The organism is Streptomyces sp. NPDC015532, from assembly GCF_043078065.1.
In the GTDB taxonomy this organism is placed as follows: Bacteria; Actinomycetota; Actinomycetes; order Streptomycetales; family Streptomycetaceae; genus Streptomyces.
In genome coordinates this window covers 48,026-67,175 of record NZ_JBIBSY010000015.1, presented here as the reverse complement: position 1 = coordinate 67,175, position 19,150 = coordinate 48,026, and the positions used below count along the sequence as shown (strand labels likewise).

Genomic DNA, 19,150 nt, shown 5'->3' with positions numbered 1-19,150 from the left:
GACCGGTGTCAGACGTCCGTGTGATCATCCAACGCGATTCCGAGCGGGAAGAGCGCGTGGTGACGACGGGGACTACGGCCGCCGACCTCTTCACCGGCGACCGCACCATCGTCGCGGCCCGTGTCGCGGGCGAGCTGAGGGACCTCGCGTACGAGGTGCAGGACGGCGAGGAGGTCGAGCCGGTCGAGATCTCCTCCGAGGACGGCCTGAACATCCTGCGCCACTCCACCGCGCACGTGATGGCCCAGGCCGTGCAGGAGCTCTTCCCCGACGCCAAGCTGGGCATCGGCCCGCCGGTCAAGGACGGCTTCTACTACGACTTCGACGTCGAGAAGCCCTTCACGCCCGAGGACCTCAAGGCCGTCGAGAAGAAGATGCAGGAGATCCAGAAGCGCGGGCAGCGCTTCTCCCGCCGCGTCGTCACCGACGAGGACGCCCGCGAGGAGCTGGCGGCGGAGCCGTACAAGCTGGAACTCATCGGCATCAAGGGCTCCGCGTCCTCGGACGACGGCGCGAACGTCGAGGTGGGCGGCGGCGAGCTGACCATCTACGACAACCTCGACGCCAAGACCGGTGAGCTGTGCTGGAAGGACCTGTGCCGCGGTCCCCACCTGCCGACCACCCGCAACATCCCGGCGTTCAAGCTGATGCGCAACGCCGCCGCGTACTGGCGCGGCAGCGAGAAGAACCCCATGCTCCAGCGCATCTACGGCACCGCCTGGCCCTCCAAGGAGGAGCTGAAGGCGCACCTCGACTTCCTCGCCGAGGCCGAGAAGCGCGACCACCGCAAGCTGGGCAACGAGCTGGACCTGTTCTCCATCCCGGACCAGATCGGCTCCGGCCTCGCCGTCTTCCACCCCAAGGGCGGCATCATCCGCCGGGTCATGGAGGACTACTCGCGCCGCCGGCACGAGGAGGAGGGCTACGAGTTCGTCTACACCCCGCACGCCACCAAGGGGAAGCTCTTCGAGACCTCCGGCCACCTGGACTGGTACGCCGACGGCATGTACCCGCCCATGCAGCTCGACGAGGGCGTGGACTACTACCTCAAGCCCATGAACTGCCCGATGCACAACCTGATCTTCGACGCGCGCGGCCGCTCGTACCGTGAACTGCCGCTGCGCCTGTTCGAGTTCGGCACCGTGTACCGGTACGAGAAGTCGGGCGTCGTGCACGGCCTGACCCGTGCCCGGGGCTTCACGCAGGACGACGCCCACATCTACTGCACCAAGGAGCAGATGGCGGACGAACTCGACAAGACGCTCACCTTCGTCCTGAACCTGCTCCGCGACTACGGCCTCACCGACTTCTACCTGGAGCTGTCCACCAAGGACCCGGAGAAGTTCGTCGGCTCGGACGAGATCTGGGAAGAGGCCACCGAGACGCTGCGCCAGGTCGCCGAGAAGCAGGGCCTCCCGCTGGTCCCGGACCCGGGCGGCGCCGCTTTCTACGGCCCGAAGATCTCCGTGCAGGCCAAGGACGCCATCGGCCGTACCTGGCAGATGTCGACCGTGCAGCTCGACTTCAACCTGCCCGAGCGCTTCGACCTGGAGTACACCGGCCCCGACGGCTCCAAGCAGCGCCCGGTCATGATCCACCGCGCGCTCTTCGGCTCCATCGAGCGCTTCTTCGCCGTGCTCCTGGAGCACTACGCGGGCGCGTTCCCGGCGTGGCTGGCGCCCGTCCAGGCGATCGGCATCCCGATCGGCGACGCGCACGTCGAGTACCTCCAGAAGTTCGCCGCCGAGGCCCGCAAGAAGGGTCTGCGCGTCGAGGTCGACGCGTCCTCGGACCGGATGCAGAAGAAGATCCGCAACGCGCAGAAGCAGAAGGTGCCCTTCATGGTCATCGCGGGCGACGAGGACATGGCGGCCGGCGCCGTCTCCTTCCGCTACCGCGACGGCTCGCAGGAGAACGGCATCCCGCTCGACGAGGCCATCGCCAAGATCGCGAAGGTCGTCGAGGAGCGCGCCCAGATTTGATCGGCCTCTCCGGCCGAGCCCGAAGCCCCCGGGAAGCTCAGCTTCCCGGGGGCTTCTCGTCGCCCTCGCGCGAGAACAGCTGCAACAGCCACGAGGAGAAGGAACCCGTCACCGCGCCGAGCAGGGCCAGACCGCAGACCATCATGGCGACGGCGATCGTGCGGCCCCGAGGGGTCACCGGTGTCACGTCCCCGTACCCGACCGTCGCGAGGGTGGAGGCGGCCCACCACACCGAGTCGCCGAAGGTGACGATCGTCGCGTGCGGCGCCTGGTACTCGGCCTGGTAGACGGCGAGGGCACCCGAGAAGCCGAGCAGCAGGACCGCGATGCTCGCGTAGAAGATCACCCGCGCGTACAGCGGGAGACGGGGCTCCCCGCGGCGCCTCAGTACGGAGTCGTAGAGCTTGACGACCCGCAGTGGCCGAAGGAGCGGCAGGACGAGCACCACGGTGTCCAGCAGGTGGGTCCGGACGAACCGCGGACCCTGTCCGCTGAGCCGCCAGAGCACCAGGTAGTCGACGAGGAACGCCGCCCAGGCGACCGCGATCACCGCCAGGCAGACGTCGCGCCCGACCTGGGGCAGGCCGTGCGCCAGCACGTGCACCGCGTAGGCGGCGAGGAACAGCAGCGACGCGACCGCCAGCGGTACCTCGGTGCGGCGCTCCCAGCGGGTCATCGGGCTGTCGTCGTCCATGGCCACAGCTTGGCCGCACGCTCCATTGCCCGGCACCCGGCGACACGCCGCGAACGGGCGAAGCAATATGCTGCAACACATGACGAGCGAGCCGGAGCAGCAGATCGGAGTGGGAACGCGGGACGCGTTCCAGCGCCTTTGGACGCCCCATCGGATGGCTTACATCCAGGGCGAGAACAAGCCCACGGGCCCGGGGGCCGACGACGGTTGTCCGTTCTGCTCGATACCGGCCAAATCCGACGAGGACGGGCTGATCGTGAGGCGCGCGGAGCACGTGTACGCGGTGCTCAACCTCTACCCGTACAACGGTGGACACCTGATGGTCGTGCCCTACCGGCACGTCGCCGACTACACGGACCTCACCGGGCCGGAGACCGCCGAACTCGGTGAGCTGACCAAGCAGGCCATGACCGCCCTGCGCACCGCCTCCGGCGCCCACGGGTTCAACATCGGCATGAACCAGGGATCGGTCGCGGGTGCCGGCATCGCCGCCCATCTGCACCAGCACATCGTGCCCCGCTGGGGTGGCGACACGAACTTCATGCCGGTCGTCGGCCACACCAAGGTCCTGCCGCAGCTCCTCGCGGACACCCGCAAGATGCTGGCCGAGGCCTGGCCGACCGCCTAGGACCTGTCCGGTCGGTTCCGGGGCGCCCCACCGGGCGCCCCGTCCGCCTCCACCCGGGGGCTCGTCCGCCGGTCGCGGCCGGCTCTCGTCGGACGTGCGGTCACGCGTCGTACATGTCGGCCTTGCGCGGTGAGGGGTCCTGCACCGCCGTGCTGAGGAACGCCGAGCGGTTGCCGAACTTCTCCGTGTCGACGCCGTTCTCGCCGAGGACCTTGATCGCCGCCGAGTGCACCACGCGCAGCACGGGCGTCGCGGCCCGCAGCGCGTCGTCCGCCATGAAACGGTGCCGCCACGGCTGATCCGCCCAGGCGTGCCGCAGCCCGAAGGGCTCGGGCAGCGCCAGACTCCCGCCGACCCAGTTCAGCAGCGGCGGATACCAGGTGAGGGGCGCCCGCGCCGCGAGCCGTACGACCTCGTCCGCGGTGACCAGCGGCAGGCTCACCTTCCGGGTCTCCCAGAACTTGACGGTCTTCGCGACCTCCTTGGTGGGAGCCTCCGGCTTGCTGGTGAACAGCGAGTTCACCGGTCCCAGCGCGTGCCCGGTCACCTCGATGCGCAGGGTCTGGTGCAGCACGGTCACCGTGATCATCATCGTGATGATCAACTGGCCGTCCCAGAGCGTCCACTGGACCCCGAGATAGTGCCGGTCCCCGCTGCCGAACTGCTGCTTGTTGCAGATGTCCTGCACGGCGTGCGACTTGATCGTGTACGCGTCGACGTCCGTGCCGCCCGGCCGGGACACCGCCTTCGCGTTCTCGCCGATCGGGGTGACGATCCAGTGCTTTATCGAAGGGGCCGGAAAACCACCGGTGTTGAGCGGCCCGCGCTCCAGCATGCGCAACTGGTCGTGGATGTTGCGGATCACGTCCCAGCTGCGGAACGGATGGATCTCCTTCTTCTCGTCCATCGCCACCAGGTCCTCGGCGAGCTGCCAGCTCCCCCAGCGGGTGCCCATGCCGAGTATGCCCTTGGGGCCCGCGTAGAAGACCGAGTTGGACTGCTGCTCCGCGGTCAGCCGGGCGAGCGACTGGCGCAGCTGCTCCGCCGCAGTCTCACCCGGGCTGCCGGGCACCGCCTCGGGGATCTTGGCGCCGATGCCGCCGCCCGACAGCAGATTGTCCCAGCGCAGCCGCAGGTCCTTGGCGGTGCGCTCGCAGATCCGCTTCGCCCACAGCCAGCCCACGACCGGGAGGACCACCGCGGCGCGCGCGTACCAGGCCCAGAAGCCGGTGAACGGCATGCGGAGGAGGAAGAGGACGGCCAGGGCGCCGACGGCGAACAGGAGCGTGGTGCCGAGCGCGGAACCCCGCTTGTCCGCGCGCTTGGCGATCTGCGTACGGATCTGGAAGACCATCAGCCAGATCAGGAGTCCGGGCAGGAACAGCAGCCCGCAGAGCACCATGACGGCCGAGAGCCAATTGTCGCGCTCCCGGCGGATGTTGGTGGCCGCCAGGCAGTGCTCCACGATGACCTGCGGCTCGGTGCCGAAGGACTGGATGAGCGGATTGCGGCCCGCGCCCAGCATGCGGGCCGTGACGGCCCCCGAGAAGGCCTCGCCCAGATTCGGCCTGAACAGCTTGATCCGGCCGGCCTTCACCGTGGACTGGTGCCATTCGTTGTCGGCCTTGAGGATCTCCTCCATCGGACTGTCGCGGTACGCCGCCGAGGCCAGCGCGAACGTCGCGGCCGTCTGCCCCGCGGAGCCCGTGAGCGGCACCTGCGCCCCGGGAGTGAAATCGAAACCGTCGAACGCCACTTCCGCCCCCATCGCCGCCGCACCCGCTCCTGCGGCTTTCCCGACTTCGGTGCCCCGCACACCTGTTGATCAGGTCTTCGTCTTGATCAGCTCTCAGAGTATCGGCCGCGGCCGACATTCGTCGGCGGACGGCCGAAGCCGCCCACCGACGGATGACACCCCCCGGCGAAGTGCCCGAAGCCCCCCTGGCCTCAGGCACCCGCCTCCTGTTCGCGGAGCCGCTCGGCGATGTGCTGCGGCATGGGTTCGTGCCGTGCGTAGCACCGGTCGAAGCGCGCGGTGCCGTGCGAGACGGACCGCAGATCGACGGCGTACCGCCCGATCTCGATCTCGGGGACCTCGGCGCGGACGAGGGTGCGCCCGCCGGCCGCCTGCTCGGTGCCGACCACCCGGCCGCGCCGTCCCGACAGATCGCTCATCACCGGGCCCACGTAGTCGTCGCCGACCATGACCGTCACCTCGGCCACCGGCTCCAATAGATGGATCGTGGCGTCACGGGCCGCCTCGCGCAGCGCGAGCGCGCCGGCCGTCTGGAACGCGGCGTCGGAGGAGTCCACCGAGTGCGCCTTGCCGTCCTTCAGCGTGACCCGTACGTCGATGAGCGGATAGCCGGCGACCACGCCCTTGGCCGCCTGGGCGCGCACCCCCTTCTCGACGGAGGGGATGAACTGCCGGGGCACGGCGCCTCCGACGACCTTGTCCACGAACTCGATGCCCGAGCCGTTCGGCAGCGGTTCGACCTCGATCTCGCAGATCGCGAACTGGCCGTGCCCGCCGGATTGTTTGACATGGCGGCCGCGCCCGGTGGAGGGGCCCGCGAACGTCTCGCGCAGGGAGACCTTGTGCGGCACCACGTCGACCTGCACGCCGTAGCGGTTGCGCAGCCGTTCCAGGGCGACGTCCGCGTGGGCCTCGCCCAGGCACCACAGGACGACCTGATGGGTGTTCTGGTTCTGTTCCAGACGCATCGTGGGGTCCTCGGCCACCAGCCGGCCGAGCCCCTGGGAGAGCTTGTCCTCGTCCGCCTTGCTGTGCGCCTCGATGGCGAGCGGGAGCAGCGGGTCGGGCATCCGCCACGGCTTCATCAGCAGCGGGTCGTCCTTGGCCGAAAGGGTGTCTCCCGTCTCGGCGCGGTTCAGCTTCGCCACACTGGCGAGGTCGCCCGCGATGCAGTGGGTGAGGGCGCGCTGCTGTTTGCCGAACGGCGCGGACAGGGCGCCGATCCGCTCGTCGACGTCGTGGTCCTCGTGTCCGCGGTCGGTCAGCCCGTGCCCGGAGACATGCACCGTCGCGTCGGGACGGAGTGTCCCGGAAAAGACCCGGACCAGGGAGACCCGGCCCACGTAGGGGTCGGACGCGGTCTTCACGACCTCCGCGACCAGCGGCCCGTCCGGGTCGCAGGCCCTCACCTCGCGCGGAGCGCCGTCCGGCGTGGTCACCACGGGCGCCGGACGCTCCAGCGGGGTGGGGAAGCCGCCGGTGATCAGTTCGAGGAGTTCGACCGTGCCGAGGCCCTGCCGGGCTCCGTCGGCGGCGGGCGCGGCGGCCAGCACGGGGAAGAACCTCCCGCGGGCCACGGCCTGTTCCAGGTCCTGTACGAGTGTCTTGAGGTCGATCTCCTCGCCGCCGAGGTAGCGGTCCATGAGCGTCTCGTCCTCGCTCTCGGCGATGATCCCCTCGATCAGCCGGTTGCGGGCCGTCTCGATGAACGGCTGCTGCTCGGGCCCCGGGTCCGCCTCCTTGCGCTCCCCGGAGGAGTAGTCGAACAACTGCTGGGTGAGCAGGCCGGTCAGGCCGGTCACGGGCGCGTGCCCGTCCGGTCCCGCCGCGCCGTGCAGCGGAAGGTACAGCGGCAGGACGGCGTCGGGGTCGTCGCCGCCGAACGCCCGCGCGCAGATCGCGGTCATCTCCTCGAAGTCGGACCGGGCCGATTCGAGGTGGGTGACCACGATGGCCCGGGGCATGCCGACGGCCGCGCACTCCTCCCACAGCATCCGGGTCGAGCCGTCGACCCCGTCCGAGGCCGAGACGACGAAGAGGGCCGCGTCCGCCGCTCGCAGACCGGCCCTCAGTTCGCCGACGAAGTCGGCGTATCCGGGGGTGTCGAGAAGGTTGATCTTCAGCCCGTCCCAGTCGACGGGCACCAGGGAGAGCTGCACCGAACGCTGCTGCCGGTGCTCGATCTCGTCGTAGTCCGAGACGGTGCCGCCGTCCTCCACGCGGCCCGCCCGGTTCACCGCTCCCGCCGTCAGCGCGAGAGCCTCCACCAATGTCGTCTTGCCCGATCCGCTGTGGCCGACCAGCACCACATTCCGTACGGACGCGGGGTGGTCGGCCGCCGTAGCCCTGCCGGCGGCTCCGGTGTGCGTGTTCGCCTTGTCGCCCATGGCCTTGCCTCCCGTGCACGGTGAGGTCTCTGTGGGCGCGGGACATGCCGAAGCCTCCCCCAGACTCCGTCCGGGGGTACCCCCAGCGGTGGCGGCTCCCGGGGACGCCCGCGGTCCTTCGAGCTTTGCACTCGCGTCACTGTGCGTCCATACAAGGGACGCGATCGCGCCGTGACACCGGCGGCATCGGGTCGTGACACGGGGCGCGGGTGCCCGGCCATCGCACAAGCGCACGCGTGGCTACGATGGGCCAGCCGACGGCCAGCAGGGGCCCCCGGCGACACCGACCCTCGGGAAGGCCATGCTGAACAAGTACGCGCGTGCATTCTTCACGCGTGTCCTCACACCGTTCGCCGCGTTTCTCGTCCGCCGGGGGGTGAGCCCCGACACGGTCACCCTCCTGGGCACGGCCGGAGTCATGGCGGGGGCGCTGGTCTTCTTCCCCCGGGGAGAGTTCTTCTGGGGAACGATCGTCATCACACTCTTCGTGTTCTCCGACCTGGTCGACGGGAACATGGCGCGCCAGCTCGGCCGCTCCAGCCGCTGGGGTGCCTTCCTGGACTCCACGCTCGACCGGGTCGCCGACGGCGCGATCTTCGGCGGCTTCGCCCTCTGGTACGCGGGCAACGGCGACGACAACGTGCTGTGCGCCGTGTCGATCTTCTGTCTCGCCAGTGGCCAGGTGGTGTCGTACACCAAGGCCCGTGGCGAGTCGATCGGCCTGCCGGTCGCCGTCAACGGTCTCGTCGAGCGCGCGGAGCGGCTGGTCATCTCGCTGGTCGCGGCCGGTCTGGCGGGACTGCACACCTTCGGTGTGCCCGGCATCCAGGTGCTGTTGCCGATCGCGCTGTGGATCGTCGCCGTCGGCAGCCTCGTGACGCTGATCCAGCGCGTCGTCACCGTCCGCCGCGAGGCCGCCGAGGCGGACGCCGAGGTCGCCGCGCAGAGCAGTGAGGCCACCTCGTGACCAGCCTGCGGGACAGGCTGGTCGACGGTGCCTACGCCGTGGGCTGGAGCGCCGTCAAGAAGCTCCCCGAGCCGGTCGCCGCGGGCCTCGGCCGCACGATCGCCGACATCGCCTGGAAGCGGCGCGGCAAGGGGGTCCAGCGCCTGGAGAGCAACTACGCGCGCGTGGTGCCGGACGCGACACCGCAGCGGCTCGCGGAGCTGTCCCGGGCCGGCATGCGTTCCTACCTGCGCTACTGGATGGAGTCGTTCCGGCTTCCCGCGTGGAGCGAGGAGCGGGTGCGGAACGGGTTCGAGATCAAGGACGTGCACCGTCTGACCGACGGGATCGCCTCCGACCGGGGCGTCATCCTGGCGCTTCCGCACATGGCGAACTGGGATCTCGCGGGCGCCTGGGTCACCACCGGGCTGAAGACGCCGTTCACGACCGTCGCCGAGCGTCTCAAGCCCGAATCGCTGTACGACCGTTTCGTCGCCTACCGCGAGGGCCTCGGCATGGAGGTGCTGCCGCACAGCGGGGGTGCCGCGTTCGGCACGCTGGCCCGGCGCCTGCGCGACGGCGGACTGATCTGCCTGGTCGCCGAACGGGACCTGTCCGCCTCGGGCGTGGAGGTGGAGTTCTTCGGCGAGACGACCCGGATGCCCGCGGGGCCCGCCCTGCTCGCCCAGCAGACCGGCGCCCTCCTCCTGCCCGTGACGCTCTGGTACGACGACTCTCCCGTGATGCGCGGTCAGGTGCATCCGCCGGTCGAGGTCCCCGAGTCAGGCAGCCGCGCCGAGAAGACGTCTGTCATGACACAGGCGCTGGCCGACGCCTTCGCCCACGGCATCGCCGAGCACCCGGAGGACTGGCACATGTTGCAGCGTTTGTGGCTCAAGGACCTCGACGCCGGGAAGGCTCCCCGAGAGGGGTCCGGCACGGTGGATCCCGAGAAGAGGGCCTCGTGAGGATCGGCATCGTCTGCCCGTACTCCTGGGACGTCCCGGGCGGCGTCCAGTTCCACATCCGCGACCTGGCCGAACACCTCATCCGCCTGGGGCACCAGGTGTCCGTCCTCGCCCCCGCGGACGACGACACGCCCCTGCCGCCGTACGTCGTCTCGGCGGGCCGCGCGGTCCCGGTCCCGTACAACGGCTCGGTGGCGCGGCTGAACTTCGGCTTCCTGTCGGCGGCCCGGGTACGGCGCTGGCTGCACGACGGCACCTTCGACGTGGTCCACATCCACGAGCCGTCCTCGCCCTCGCTCGGCCTGCTCACGTGCTGGGCGGCGCAGGGCCCGATCGTCGCGACCTTCCACACCTCGAACCCGCGCTCCCGGGCGATGGTCGCCGCGTACTCCATCCTCCAGGCCGCCCTGGAGAAGATCAGCGCGCGGATCGCCGTGAGCGAGTACGCCCGGCGCACCCTGGTCGAGCACCTCGGCGGTGACGCCGTCGTCATCCCGAACGGCGTCGACGTCGACTTCTTCGCCCGTGCCAAGCCCAAGCCCGAGTGGCAGGGCGACACCATCGGGTTCATCGGCCGCATCGACGAGCCCCGCAAGGGCCTGCCGGTGCTCATGAGGGCCCTGCCGAAGATCCTGGCCGAACGCCCGCAGACGCGACTGCTGGTCGCCGGGCGCGGCGACGAGGAGGAGGCCGTGGAGTCGCTTCCGGCCGAGATGCGTTCGCGCGTCGAGTTCCTCGGCATGGTCAGCGACGAGGACAAGGCGCGTCTCCTGCGCAGTGTCGACCTGTACATCGCCCCGAACACCGGCGGCGAGAGCTTCGGGATCATCCTGGTCGAGGCGATGTCCGCCGGAGCGCCCGTGCTCGCCGCGGACCTCGACGCGTTCGCCCAGGTCCTCGACCAGGGCGAGGCGGGTGAGCTGTTCGCCAACGAGGACGCGGACGCCCTGGCCGCCGCGGCGGTGCGGCTGCTCGCCGACCCGGATCGCCGGGCCGCGCTGCGCGCGCGGGGGAGCGAGCACGTACGGCGCTTCGACTGGTCGACCGTCGGCGCGGACATCCTGTCCGTGTACGAGACGGTGACGGACGGCGCCGCCGCGGTGGCCACGGACGAACGCACAGGCCTCCGGGCCCGCTTCGGCCTGGCCCGCGACTGACCCCCGGCCCGCCTCACCAGCCCGGCCCACCCGGCCCGGAATTGACACCCCGCACGCCCCTCTGGGCCGAACCGCCCTGGGCCGGGGCTGGTGCCCCGTACGCCTCGGCGGGCCGGACCGCCCTGGGCCGGGGCTGGTGCCCCGTACGCCTCGGCGGGCCGGACCGCCCTGGGCCGGGGCTGGAGCCCGCACGCCTCGGCGGGACCGACCGTGCCGGTCCTGGTGGCCGGCCCGAGTGGGTTGTGGTGGGGGCCTGCCCGGACCGTAGTCGCTCGGTCCCGGGCCCGCCGGGCCGCGACGGCTGCGCCGTGGCCGCGCCACTGTGCCGCCGCGCCCGTCGGTACGCGGCGCCCAGCGGCAGGTCCCGTGCCGGTGCACCCGCCGGGGGCCGGCCGGGAACCGTCGCGTCCCGACGGGGTGGGCCGGCGCCGACGTGGCGGGCTCGCGTCGTGGTGCGGGCCCCGGTGGGCCGGTGACCGGCACGGGTAGCCTTGCCGCCCGTGACCGCAACCCTCATCTGGACCCTCGTCGGCCTCGTCGCGATCGGCCTCTACCTGAGCTGGACCGCCGGCCGGCTCGACCGCCTGCACGCCCGTATCGACGCCGCCCGCGCCGCCCTCGACGCGCAGTTGCTGCGCCGGGCCTCCGTGACGCAGGAGCTGGCCACCTCCGGGGTGCTCGACCCGGCCGCCTCGATCGTGCTCTACGAGGCGGCGCACGCGGCCCGGCAGGCCGAGGAGGAGCAGCGCGAGGTGGCCGAGAGCGAACTGAGCCAGGCCCTGCGGGCGGTGTTCGGGGAGCCCCAGCAGGTCGAGGCGGTACGCGAGGTGCCCGGCGGCGAGGAGGCGGCCGGCGAGCTGGCCCAGGCCGTGCGCCGGGTGCCGATGGCGCGGCGCTTCCACAACGACGCCGTACGCGCCGCCCGCGCCCTGCGCCGGCACCGCAAGGTCCGCTGGTTCCGCCTCGCGGGCCACGCCCCGTTCCCCATGGCCTTCGAGATGGACGACGAGCCCCCGACGGCCCTGGCGGACCGCCCGACGAACTGATGTACACCGGTGGACCGGAACGAAAACGAGCCACCGACTCCCCATTGGCCCTTGCAGTGGACTGGTCGCCTCGCGTTTCCTCGGAGCTGCAGAAATCCTCTTTCACCGAGTGAGGTCAACCCGTGTCCAGCACCCTCCCCAGCTCCGCCGAGAACACCGCGATCGGAACCGCCCGCGTCAAGCGCGGCATGGCCGAGCAGCTCAAGGGCGGTGTGATCATGGATGTGGTCAACGCCGAGCAGGCGAAGATCGCCGAGGACGCCGGCGCCGTGGCCGTCATGGCCCTGGAGCGGGTCCCCGCCGACATCCGCAAGGACGGCGGCGTCGCCCGGATGTCGGACCCGAACATGATCGAGGAGATCATCGAGGCGGTCTCCATCCCGGTGATGGCCAAGTCCCGCATCGGCCACTTCGTCGAGGCCCAGGTCCTTCAGTCCCTCGGCGTCGACTACATCGACGAGTCCGAGGTCCTCACCCCGGCCGACGAGGTCAACCACTCCGACAAGTGGGCGTTCACCACCCCCTTCGTCTGCGGTGCCACCAACCTGGGCGAGGCCCTGCGCCGTATCGCCGAGGGCGCGGCCATGATCCGCTCCAAGGGCGAGGCCGGCACCGGCAACGTCGTCGAGGCCGTCCGCCACCTGCGCCAGATCAAGAACGAGATCGCCCGGCTGCGCGGCTTCGACAACAACGAGCTGTACGCCGCCGCGAAGGACCTGCGCGCCCCGTACGAGCTCGTCAAGGAGGTCGCCGAGCTCGGCAAGCTGCCGGTCGTGCTGTTCTCCGCCGGTGGTGTCGCCACCCCCGCCGACGCCGCGCTCATGCGTCAGCTCGGCGCCGAGGGTGTCTTCGTCGGCTCCGGCATCTTCAAGTCCGGCGACCCGGCCAAGCGCGCCGCCGCCATCGTGAAGGCCACCACCTTCTACGACGACCCGAAGATCATCGCGGACGCGTCCCGCAACCTCGGCGAGGCCATGGTCGGCATCAACTGCGACACCCTCCCCGAGACCGAGCGCTACGCCAACCGCGGCTGGTAGTCACATGACCACTCCTGTCATTGGCGTCCTGGCTCTCCAGGGCGACGTACGGGAACACCTCATCGCCCTGGCCGCGGCGGACGCCGTGGCCAGGCCGGTGCGGCGTCCCGAGGAGCTCGCCGAGATCGACGGTCTGGTCATCCCCGGCGGAGAGTCCACCACCATCTCCAAGCTGGCGGTCCTCTTCGGAGTGATGGAACCGCTGCGCGCGCGGGTCCGCGCGGGCATGCCCGTCTACGGCACCTGCGCCGGCATGATCATGCTCGCCGACAAGATCCTCGACCCGCGCTCGGGCCAGGAGACCATCGGCGGCATCGACATGATCGTGCGCCGCAACGCCTTCGGACGGCAGAACGAGTCCTTCGAGGCGGCGGTCGACGTCAAGGGCGTCGAGGGCGATCCTGTAGAGGGCGTTTTCATCCGCGCCCCCTGGGTCGAGTCCGTGGGCGCCGAGGCGGAGGTGCTCGCCGAGCACGGAGGCCACATCGTCGCGGTCCGCCAGGGAAACGTGCTCGCCACGTCGTTCCACCCGGAACTGACGGGCGATCACCGCGTGCACGGTCTGTTCGTCGACATGGTGCGCGCGAACCGGACACCGGCGTCCTTGTAGGATCTGTGGGGTCTTCCCAGGCTCTCGATGTCTGGGGGAGTCCGTACAGGTTGGGTTACGCGAAGGAGACAGGCAGATGTCCGGCCACTCTAAATGGGCTACGACGAAGCACAAGAAGGCCGTGATCGACGCCAAGCGCGGCAAGCTCTTCGCGAAGATGATCAAGAACATCGAGGTCGCGGCCCGGACCGGCGGCGCCGACCCGGCCGGCAACCCGACGCTGTTCGACGCCATCCAGAAGGCGAAGAAGAGCTCGGTCCCGAACAAGAACATCGACTCCGCGGTCAAGCGCGGCGCCGGTCTCGAAGCCGGTGGCGCGGACTACGAGACGATCATGTACGAGGGGTACGGCCCGAACGGTGTCGCGGTGCTCATCGAGTGCCTCACCGACAACCGCAACCGCGCCGCCTCCGACGTGCGCGTCGCCATGACCCGCAACGGCGGGAACATGGCAGACCCCGGCTCCGTGTCGTACCTCTTCAACCGCAAGGGCGTCATCGTCGTCCCCAAGGGCGAGCTGACCGAGGACGACGTCCTCGGTGCCGTGCTCGACGCGGGCGCCGAGGAGGTCAACGACCTCGGCGAGAGCTTCGAGGTCCTCTCCGAGGCCACCGACCTGGTCGCGGTGCGCACCGCGCTCCAGGAGGCCGGCATCGACTACGACTCCGCCGACGCCAACTTCGTCCCGACCATGCAGGTCGATCTCGACGAGGAGGGCGCCCGGAAGATCTTCAAGCTGATCGACGCCCTGGAGGACAGCGACGACGTGCAGAACGTCTTCGCCAACTTCGACGTCAGCGACGAGGTCATGGAGAAGGTCGACGCCTGACCCAGGGCTTGCCCGAAGCGACGGGCCGACGGGACACCCCCCGTCGGCCCGTCGCTCTGTCAGTGGCACCCGATAGCCTGCACGAACCGGGGAGACCCCCGGTGACGACGGGCGAGATCGAAGGAGGGCCCGGGTGCGGGTGCTGGGTGTTGACCCCGGGCTGACCCGGTGCGGTGTCGGAGTGGTCGAAGGAGTCGCCGGGCGGCCCCTGACCATGCGCGGCGTCGGCGTCGTACGCACCCCCGCGGACGCCGAGCTGGGCCTTCGCCTGGTCGCCGTCGAGCAGGGGATCGAGCAGTGGCTCGACGAGTACGAACCCGAGTACGTCGCCGTGGAGCGCGTGTTCAGTCAGCACAACGTCCGGACCGTGATGGGCACCGCCCAGGCCAGCGCCGTCGCCATGCTCTGCGCGGCCCGGCGCGGCATCCCCGTCGCGCTGCACACCCCGAGCGAGGTCAAAGCCGCCGTCACCGGCAGCGGACGGGCGGACAAGGCCCAGGTCGGCGCGATGGTCACCCGGCTGCTCCGGCTCTCGGAGCCGCCCAGGCCCGCCGACGCGGCGGACGCCCTCGCCCTCGCCATCTGCCACATCTGGCGCGCCCCGGCCCAGAACAGACTCCAGCAGGCCGCCGCGCAGAACAGGCCCCAGCAGGCCCTCGCGCAGAACAGGCTCCAGCGGGCCGCGGCCGCGCACGCCCAGAACCCAGCATCGAAAGGCCGTACCGCATGATCGCCTTCGTCAGCGGCCCGGTCGCCGCCCTCGCCCCCGACTCCGCGGTCCTCGAGGTCGGCGGCATCGGCATCGCCGTCCAGTGCTCGCCCAACACGCTCTCGGGACTCCGCACGGGACAGCAGGCCAAGCTCGCCACCTCGCTCGTCGTCCGCGAGGACTCGCTCACCCTCTACGGCTTCGCCGACGACGACGAACGCCAGGTCTTCGAGCTGCTCCAGACCGCGAGCGGAGTCGGCCCGCGCCTCGCCCAGGCGATGCTCGCCGTGCACACTCCCGACGCGCTGCGCCGGGCCGTGTCCACCGGCGACGAGAAGGCGCTCATCGCCGTCCCCGGCATCGGCAAGAAGGGCGCCCAGAAGCTGCTGCTGGATCTCAAGGACCGGCTCGGCGAGCCGCTCGGCCCCGGCGGGCCCGCCATCGGCACGGCCGTCACCACCGGCTGGCGCGACCAGCTGCACGCCGCGCTCGTCGGCCTCGGGTACGCGACCCGCGAGGCCGACGAGGCGGTCGCCGCCGTCGCGCCGCAGGCCGAGGCCGCCGAGGGCACCCCGCAGGTCGGTCAGCTCCTCAGGGCTGCCCTGCAGACCCTGAACCGGGCACGCTGAACGCCCCGGGCCCCCGGACCGGGCGCGCCCCGGTGCGGCCCGCGCCCGCCGCACCGCCGACCGCCCCCCACCACGAGACCGCGAGGCACCACCGATGAACTGGGACGACACGACAGACGAAGCCGCCGACGAGCGGCTCGTCGGCCCCACCGCGGAGCGGCTGGTGCGATCGGTCGCCGACGGAGAGGACCAGGCCGTCGAGGCCGCGCTGCGCCCCAAGGACCTGGACGAGTTCATCGGCCAGGAGAAGGTCCGCGAGCAGCTCGACCTGGTCCTGCGCGCCGCACGCGCGCGCGGGGCCACCGCCGACCACGTGCTGCTCTCCGGCGCCCCCGGCCTCGGCAAGACGACCCTCTCCATGATCATCGCGGCCGAGATGGGCGCTCCCATCCGCATCACCAGCGGCCCCGCCATCCAACACGCCGGCGACCTCGCCGCGATCCTCTCCTCCCTCCAGGAGGGCGAGGTCCTCTTCCTCGACGAGATCCACCGCATGTCCCGGCCCGCCGAGGAGATGCTCTACATGGCGATGGAGGACTTCCGCGTCGACGTCATCGTCGGCAAGGGCCCCGGCGCCACCGCCATCCCGCTGGAGCTGCCCCCGTTCACGCTGGTCGGCGCCACCACCCGCGCGGGACTGCTGCCCCCGCCGCTGCGCGACCGCTTCGGCTTCACCGCGCACATGGAGTTCTACGAACCCGCCGAACTGGAGCGGGTCGTCCACCGCTCCGCCGGCCTCCTGGACGTCGAGATCGGCGCCGAGGGCGCCGCGGAGATCGCCGGCCGCTCCCGCGGCACACCCCGTATCGCCAACCGCCTGCTGCGCCGCGTGCGCGACTACGCGCAGGTCAGAGCGGACGGGATCATCACCCGGGAGATCGCCGGGGCGGCTCTGAAGGTCTACGAGGTCGACGCACGGGGTCTGGACCGGCTCGACCGCGGAGTTCTCGAAGCCCTGATCAAGCTTTTCGGTGGCGGCCCTGTCGGATTGTCCACACTTGCTGTCGCCGTGGGGGAGGAGCGTGAGACCGTGGAGGAGGTCGCCGAGCCCTTCCTCGTACGGGAGGGACTCCTCGCACGCACTCCCCGTGGCCGGGTGGCGACACCCGCGGCATGGGCGCATCTCGGCCTCACGCCGCCCCGCCGTTCGGCAGGCGGAAACGGACAAGGAGACCTGTTCGGGGCGTGACGGCGTGCGTACGTACCGGGGCAGGAACCCCGGTGCCATGCTGAGCGTTGTTCCCTGAGTGCGGACTCGCTTAGACTCCGCCGATGCCGCCCTTGTCGACGGCATACATACCCCCATCCAGCAGGCCGCTCACCTTTGCGGTTGAAGAAGGAAGTCCCGACCCGTGAGTCCTCTGACCCTCCTCCCGTTCATCGTGCTCATCGGGGCCATGTTCCTGATGACCCGGTCGGCCAAGAAGAAGCAGCAGCAGGCGGCTTCCATGCGCAATGAGCTGCAGCCCGGCTCGGGCGTGCGCACGATCGGCGGTATGTACGCCACCGTCAAGGAGGTCAACGAGGACACGGTCCTCCTCGACGCCGCCCCCGGCGTCGACCTGCTCTTCGCGAAGAACGCGATCGGCGCCGTCCTCACGGACGACGAGTACAACCGCATCGTTCACGGCATCGAGCACGACCTGAAGGCCGACGGAACCGTCGTTCCGGACGACGCCTCCTCCCTCACCGAGACCGACGAGCCCGCCGCCGACGCCTCTTCCGACGCCTCCGACGACAAGCCCCTCGACCTCGGCAAGAAGGACGTGGCGGACAAGCCGGCCGACGAGGCCGTCGCGGCCAAGGCCGACGACGCCGTCGCCGACGACGCGGAGCCGAAGAAGACCGACGGCGGGGCCGAAGCGAAGTAGTCACGACCCGGGAGCACGGCCCGATCCGCTCGCGCCGCACACCTCCCGGGACGTGCTGTTCTCGCACGGAGTCCCGACACCATGGCATGGCCGTTCCGCGCTCACCCGGCGCAGGGCGGCCCGAGAGGGAGTACGAGAAGGTGGCAGCACCGAAGAAGGGCCGGAGCGCGAGCGCCCAGAGCAGGCCGGGGCGCTCGCTGGCCCTGATCCTGATCGCCATCGCGGCGCTCACCGGGGGGATGTTCGCCTCCGGGCACACCACTCCGCGTCTTGGCATCGACCTCGCCGGCGGCACGAGCATCACGCTCACGGCGAAGAACGAGCCGGGCCAGCCCAACGCGATCAACAAGACCAACATGGACACCGCGGTCGACATCATGAACCGCCGTGTCAACGGTCTCGGTGTCTCCGAGGCCGAGGTTCAGACCCAGGGATCCGACAACATCATTGTCAACATCCCCAAGGGCACGAACTCGGAGCAGGCCCGCGCGCAGGTCGGCACCACCGCCAAGCTCTACTTCCGTCCCGTGCTGACCACCGATGTCTCCGGGGCCGCGGCGTCGTCCAGCCCGTCGCCGAGCGCCTCCAGCAGCTCCTCCGGCAAGGCCGAGGACAAGGCGACCCCGTCCTCCTCGTCCTCCGTGACGCCGTCGGCGTCCGCCACCACCCAGGGCCGCGTCGTCACCGACGCCCTGAAGGCGGGCTCCTCGCCGTCCGCGAGCAGCACCCCGAGCGCCTCGGCCTCCGCGAGCGCCTCGCCGTCCGCGAGCGCCAGCGTGGACCCGGCGACCGCGAAGCTGCAGGCCCAGTACGCCACGATCGACTGCTCCGACAAGGCCGTCCGCGCCAAGGCTGGTTCCGGCACCAAGCCGACCGACCCGATCGTGGCCTGCGGCCAGGACAAGAACTCCGCCGGTGAGTGGCAGAAGTACATCCTCGGCCCGGCCGAGGTGGCCGGCACGGACATCAAGAAGGCCGGCGCGCTCTTCGACACGCAGACCGCCGCGGGCTGGAAGGTCACCATGGACTTCACGTCCGGTGGCTCCAAGAAGTTCGCCGCCATCACCGGCAAGCTCGCCCAGAACCAGCAGCCGCAGAACCAGTTCGCGATCGTCCTCGACGGCCAGGTCGTCTCCGACCCCTCGGTCGGCCAGTCGCTGAGCGGCCCCGCGGAGATCTCCGGCAGCTTCACCCAGACCGAGGCCGAAGACCTGGCCAACATGCTGAAGTACGGCGCCCTGCCGCTCAGCTTCAAGGAGTCCAGCGTCACCACGGTGACCGCCGCGCTCGGTGGCGAGCAGCTGCACGCCGGTCTGATCGCGGGCGCCATCGGCCTCGCCCTGGTCATCATCTACCTGGTGATCTACTACCGGGGCCTGTCGGTCATCGCCATCGCGTCCCTGGGCGTCTCCGCGATCCTCACCTACGTGCTCATGGCGCTGCTCGGCCCGGCCATCGGCTTCGCCCTGAACCTCCCGGCCGTCTGCGGTGCGATCGTCGCGATCGGTATCACCGCGGACTCGTTCATCGTGTTCTTCGAACGCATCCGGGACGAGATCCGCGAGGGCCGCACCCTGCGCCCGGCCGTCGAGCGTGCCTGGCCGCGTGCGCGGCGCACCATCCTGGTCTCCGACTTCGTGTCGTTCCTGGCCGCCGCGGTGCTCTTCATCGTCACCGTCGGCAAGGTCCAGGGCTTCGCGTTCACCCTCGGTCTGACCACGGTGCTCGACGTCGTCGTCGTGTTCTTCTTCACCAAGCCGCTGATGACGATCCTCGCCCGCAGGAAGTTCTTCGCGGAGGGTCACAGCTGGTCCGGCCTCGACCCGAAGCGACTGGGCGCCAAGCCGCCGCTGCGCCGCACCCGTCGCGCGTCCGCCCCCGTCGACACGAAGGAGGCGTGA

General features: G+C 70.7%; 17 protein-coding genes. 14 read left to right on the top strand and 3 right to left on the bottom strand.

Annotated elements, in window-relative coordinates; all coding sequences use genetic code 11:
* Positions 1-5 precede the first annotated feature (5 nt).
* Positions 6-1,982: a threonine--tRNA ligase gene (gene thrS, locus ACF07B_RS33710; protein WP_369483243.1), complete on the top strand. Its 1,977-nt coding sequence runs from the start codon at positions 6-8 to the stop codon at positions 1,980-1,982.
* Between the two features lie 37 nt (positions 1,983-2,019).
* Here the strand turns inward: thrS and ACF07B_RS33705 are convergent, their stop codons facing one another.
* The gene (locus ACF07B_RS33705) at positions 2,020-2,676 is read right to left on the bottom strand and encodes a potassium channel family protein (protein WP_392181726.1); all 657 of its coding nucleotides are present in this window, start codon (positions 2,674-2,676) and stop codon (positions 2,020-2,022) included.
* Between the two features lie 67 nt (positions 2,677-2,743).
* Between ACF07B_RS33705 and ACF07B_RS33700 the strand changes: the two genes are divergently transcribed.
* Positions 2,744-3,304: an HIT domain-containing protein gene (locus tag ACF07B_RS33700; protein WP_369483241.1), complete on the top strand. Its 561-nt coding sequence runs from the start codon at positions 2,744-2,746 to the stop codon at positions 3,302-3,304.
* 100 nt (positions 3,305-3,404) lie between these two features.
* On the opposite strand, the gene ACF07B_RS33695 is transcribed toward ACF07B_RS33700, so the two are convergent.
* Positions 3,405-5,072, bottom strand: coding sequence for a hypothetical protein (locus ACF07B_RS33695; RefSeq protein WP_392181725.1), 1,668 nt, complete (start codon positions 5,070-5,072; stop codon positions 3,405-3,407).
* A gap of 179 nt (positions 5,073-5,251) precedes the next feature.
* Entirely contained in the window at positions 5,252-7,447 is a 2,196-nt protein-coding gene (locus ACF07B_RS33690; RefSeq protein ID WP_392181724.1) for an elongation factor G-like protein EF-G2, read from the bottom strand.
* A 301-nt stretch (positions 7,448-7,748) separates the two neighbouring features.
* Between ACF07B_RS33690 and pgsA the strand changes: the two genes are divergently transcribed.
* The 12 genes from pgsA (at position 7,749) to secD (ending at position 19,150) form a co-directional block, all read left to right on the top strand.
* Positions 7,749-8,414 (top strand): phosphatidylinositol phosphate synthase, encoded by a 666-nt coding sequence (gene pgsA, locus ACF07B_RS33685; RefSeq protein ID WP_369483238.1) that lies wholly within the window; start codon positions 7,749-7,751, stop codon positions 8,412-8,414.
* Positions 8,411-9,361, top strand: coding sequence for a phosphatidylinositol mannoside acyltransferase (locus ACF07B_RS33680; protein WP_392181723.1), 951 nt, complete (start codon positions 8,411-8,413; stop codon positions 9,359-9,361). Before pgsA ends, ACF07B_RS33680 begins: the two co-directional genes overlap by 4 nt.
* Positions 9,358-10,518 (top strand): glycosyltransferase family 4 protein, encoded by a 1,161-nt coding sequence (locus tag ACF07B_RS33675; RefSeq protein ID WP_362398227.1) that lies wholly within the window; start codon positions 9,358-9,360, stop codon positions 10,516-10,518. Before ACF07B_RS33680 ends, ACF07B_RS33675 begins: the two co-directional genes overlap by 4 nt.
* Before the next feature lie 500 nt (positions 10,519-11,018).
* Positions 11,019-11,564: a hypothetical protein gene (locus ACF07B_RS33670; protein WP_362398224.1), complete on the top strand. Its 546-nt coding sequence runs from the start codon at positions 11,019-11,021 to the stop codon at positions 11,562-11,564.
* A 122-nt stretch (positions 11,565-11,686) separates the two neighbouring features.
* A complete protein-coding gene (pdxS, locus tag ACF07B_RS33665; RefSeq protein ID WP_362398222.1) occupies positions 11,687-12,601 on the top strand; it encodes a pyridoxal 5'-phosphate synthase lyase subunit PdxS in 915 nt (304 codons plus the stop codon).
* A gap of 4 nt (positions 12,602-12,605) precedes the next feature.
* On the top strand, positions 12,606-13,211 hold the full coding sequence (pdxT, locus tag ACF07B_RS33660; RefSeq protein ID WP_369483236.1) for a pyridoxal 5'-phosphate synthase glutaminase subunit PdxT: 606 nt from the start codon (positions 12,606-12,608) through the stop codon (positions 13,209-13,211).
* Between the two features lie 76 nt (positions 13,212-13,287).
* A complete protein-coding gene (locus tag ACF07B_RS33655) occupies positions 13,288-14,040 on the top strand; it encodes a YebC/PmpR family DNA-binding transcriptional regulator (RefSeq protein WP_362398216.1) in 753 nt (250 codons plus the stop codon).
* A 133-nt stretch (positions 14,041-14,173) separates the two neighbouring features.
* On the top strand, positions 14,174-14,770 hold the full coding sequence (ruvC, locus tag ACF07B_RS33650; RefSeq protein WP_369483235.1) for a crossover junction endodeoxyribonuclease RuvC: 597 nt from the start codon (positions 14,174-14,176) through the stop codon (positions 14,768-14,770).
* The gene (ruvA, locus tag ACF07B_RS33645) at positions 14,767-15,378 is read left to right on the top strand and encodes a Holliday junction branch migration protein RuvA (RefSeq protein ID WP_362398211.1); all 612 of its coding nucleotides are present in this window, start codon (positions 14,767-14,769) and stop codon (positions 15,376-15,378) included. The genes ruvC and ruvA overlap by 4 nt, the downstream gene beginning before the upstream one ends.
* A 94-nt stretch (positions 15,379-15,472) precedes the next feature.
* A complete protein-coding gene (gene ruvB, locus ACF07B_RS33640; RefSeq protein WP_362398208.1) occupies positions 15,473-16,567 on the top strand; it encodes a Holliday junction branch migration DNA helicase RuvB in 1,095 nt (364 codons plus the stop codon).
* 163 nt (positions 16,568-16,730) lie between these two features.
* The gene (gene yajC / locus ACF07B_RS33635) at positions 16,731-17,249 is read left to right on the top strand and encodes a preprotein translocase subunit YajC (RefSeq protein ID WP_369483233.1); all 519 of its coding nucleotides are present in this window, start codon (positions 16,731-16,733) and stop codon (positions 17,247-17,249) included.
* Between the two features lie 140 nt (positions 17,250-17,389).
* Positions 17,390-19,150 (top strand): protein translocase subunit SecD, encoded by a 1,761-nt coding sequence (gene secD, locus ACF07B_RS33630; RefSeq protein WP_369483232.1) that lies wholly within the window; start codon positions 17,390-17,392, stop codon positions 19,148-19,150.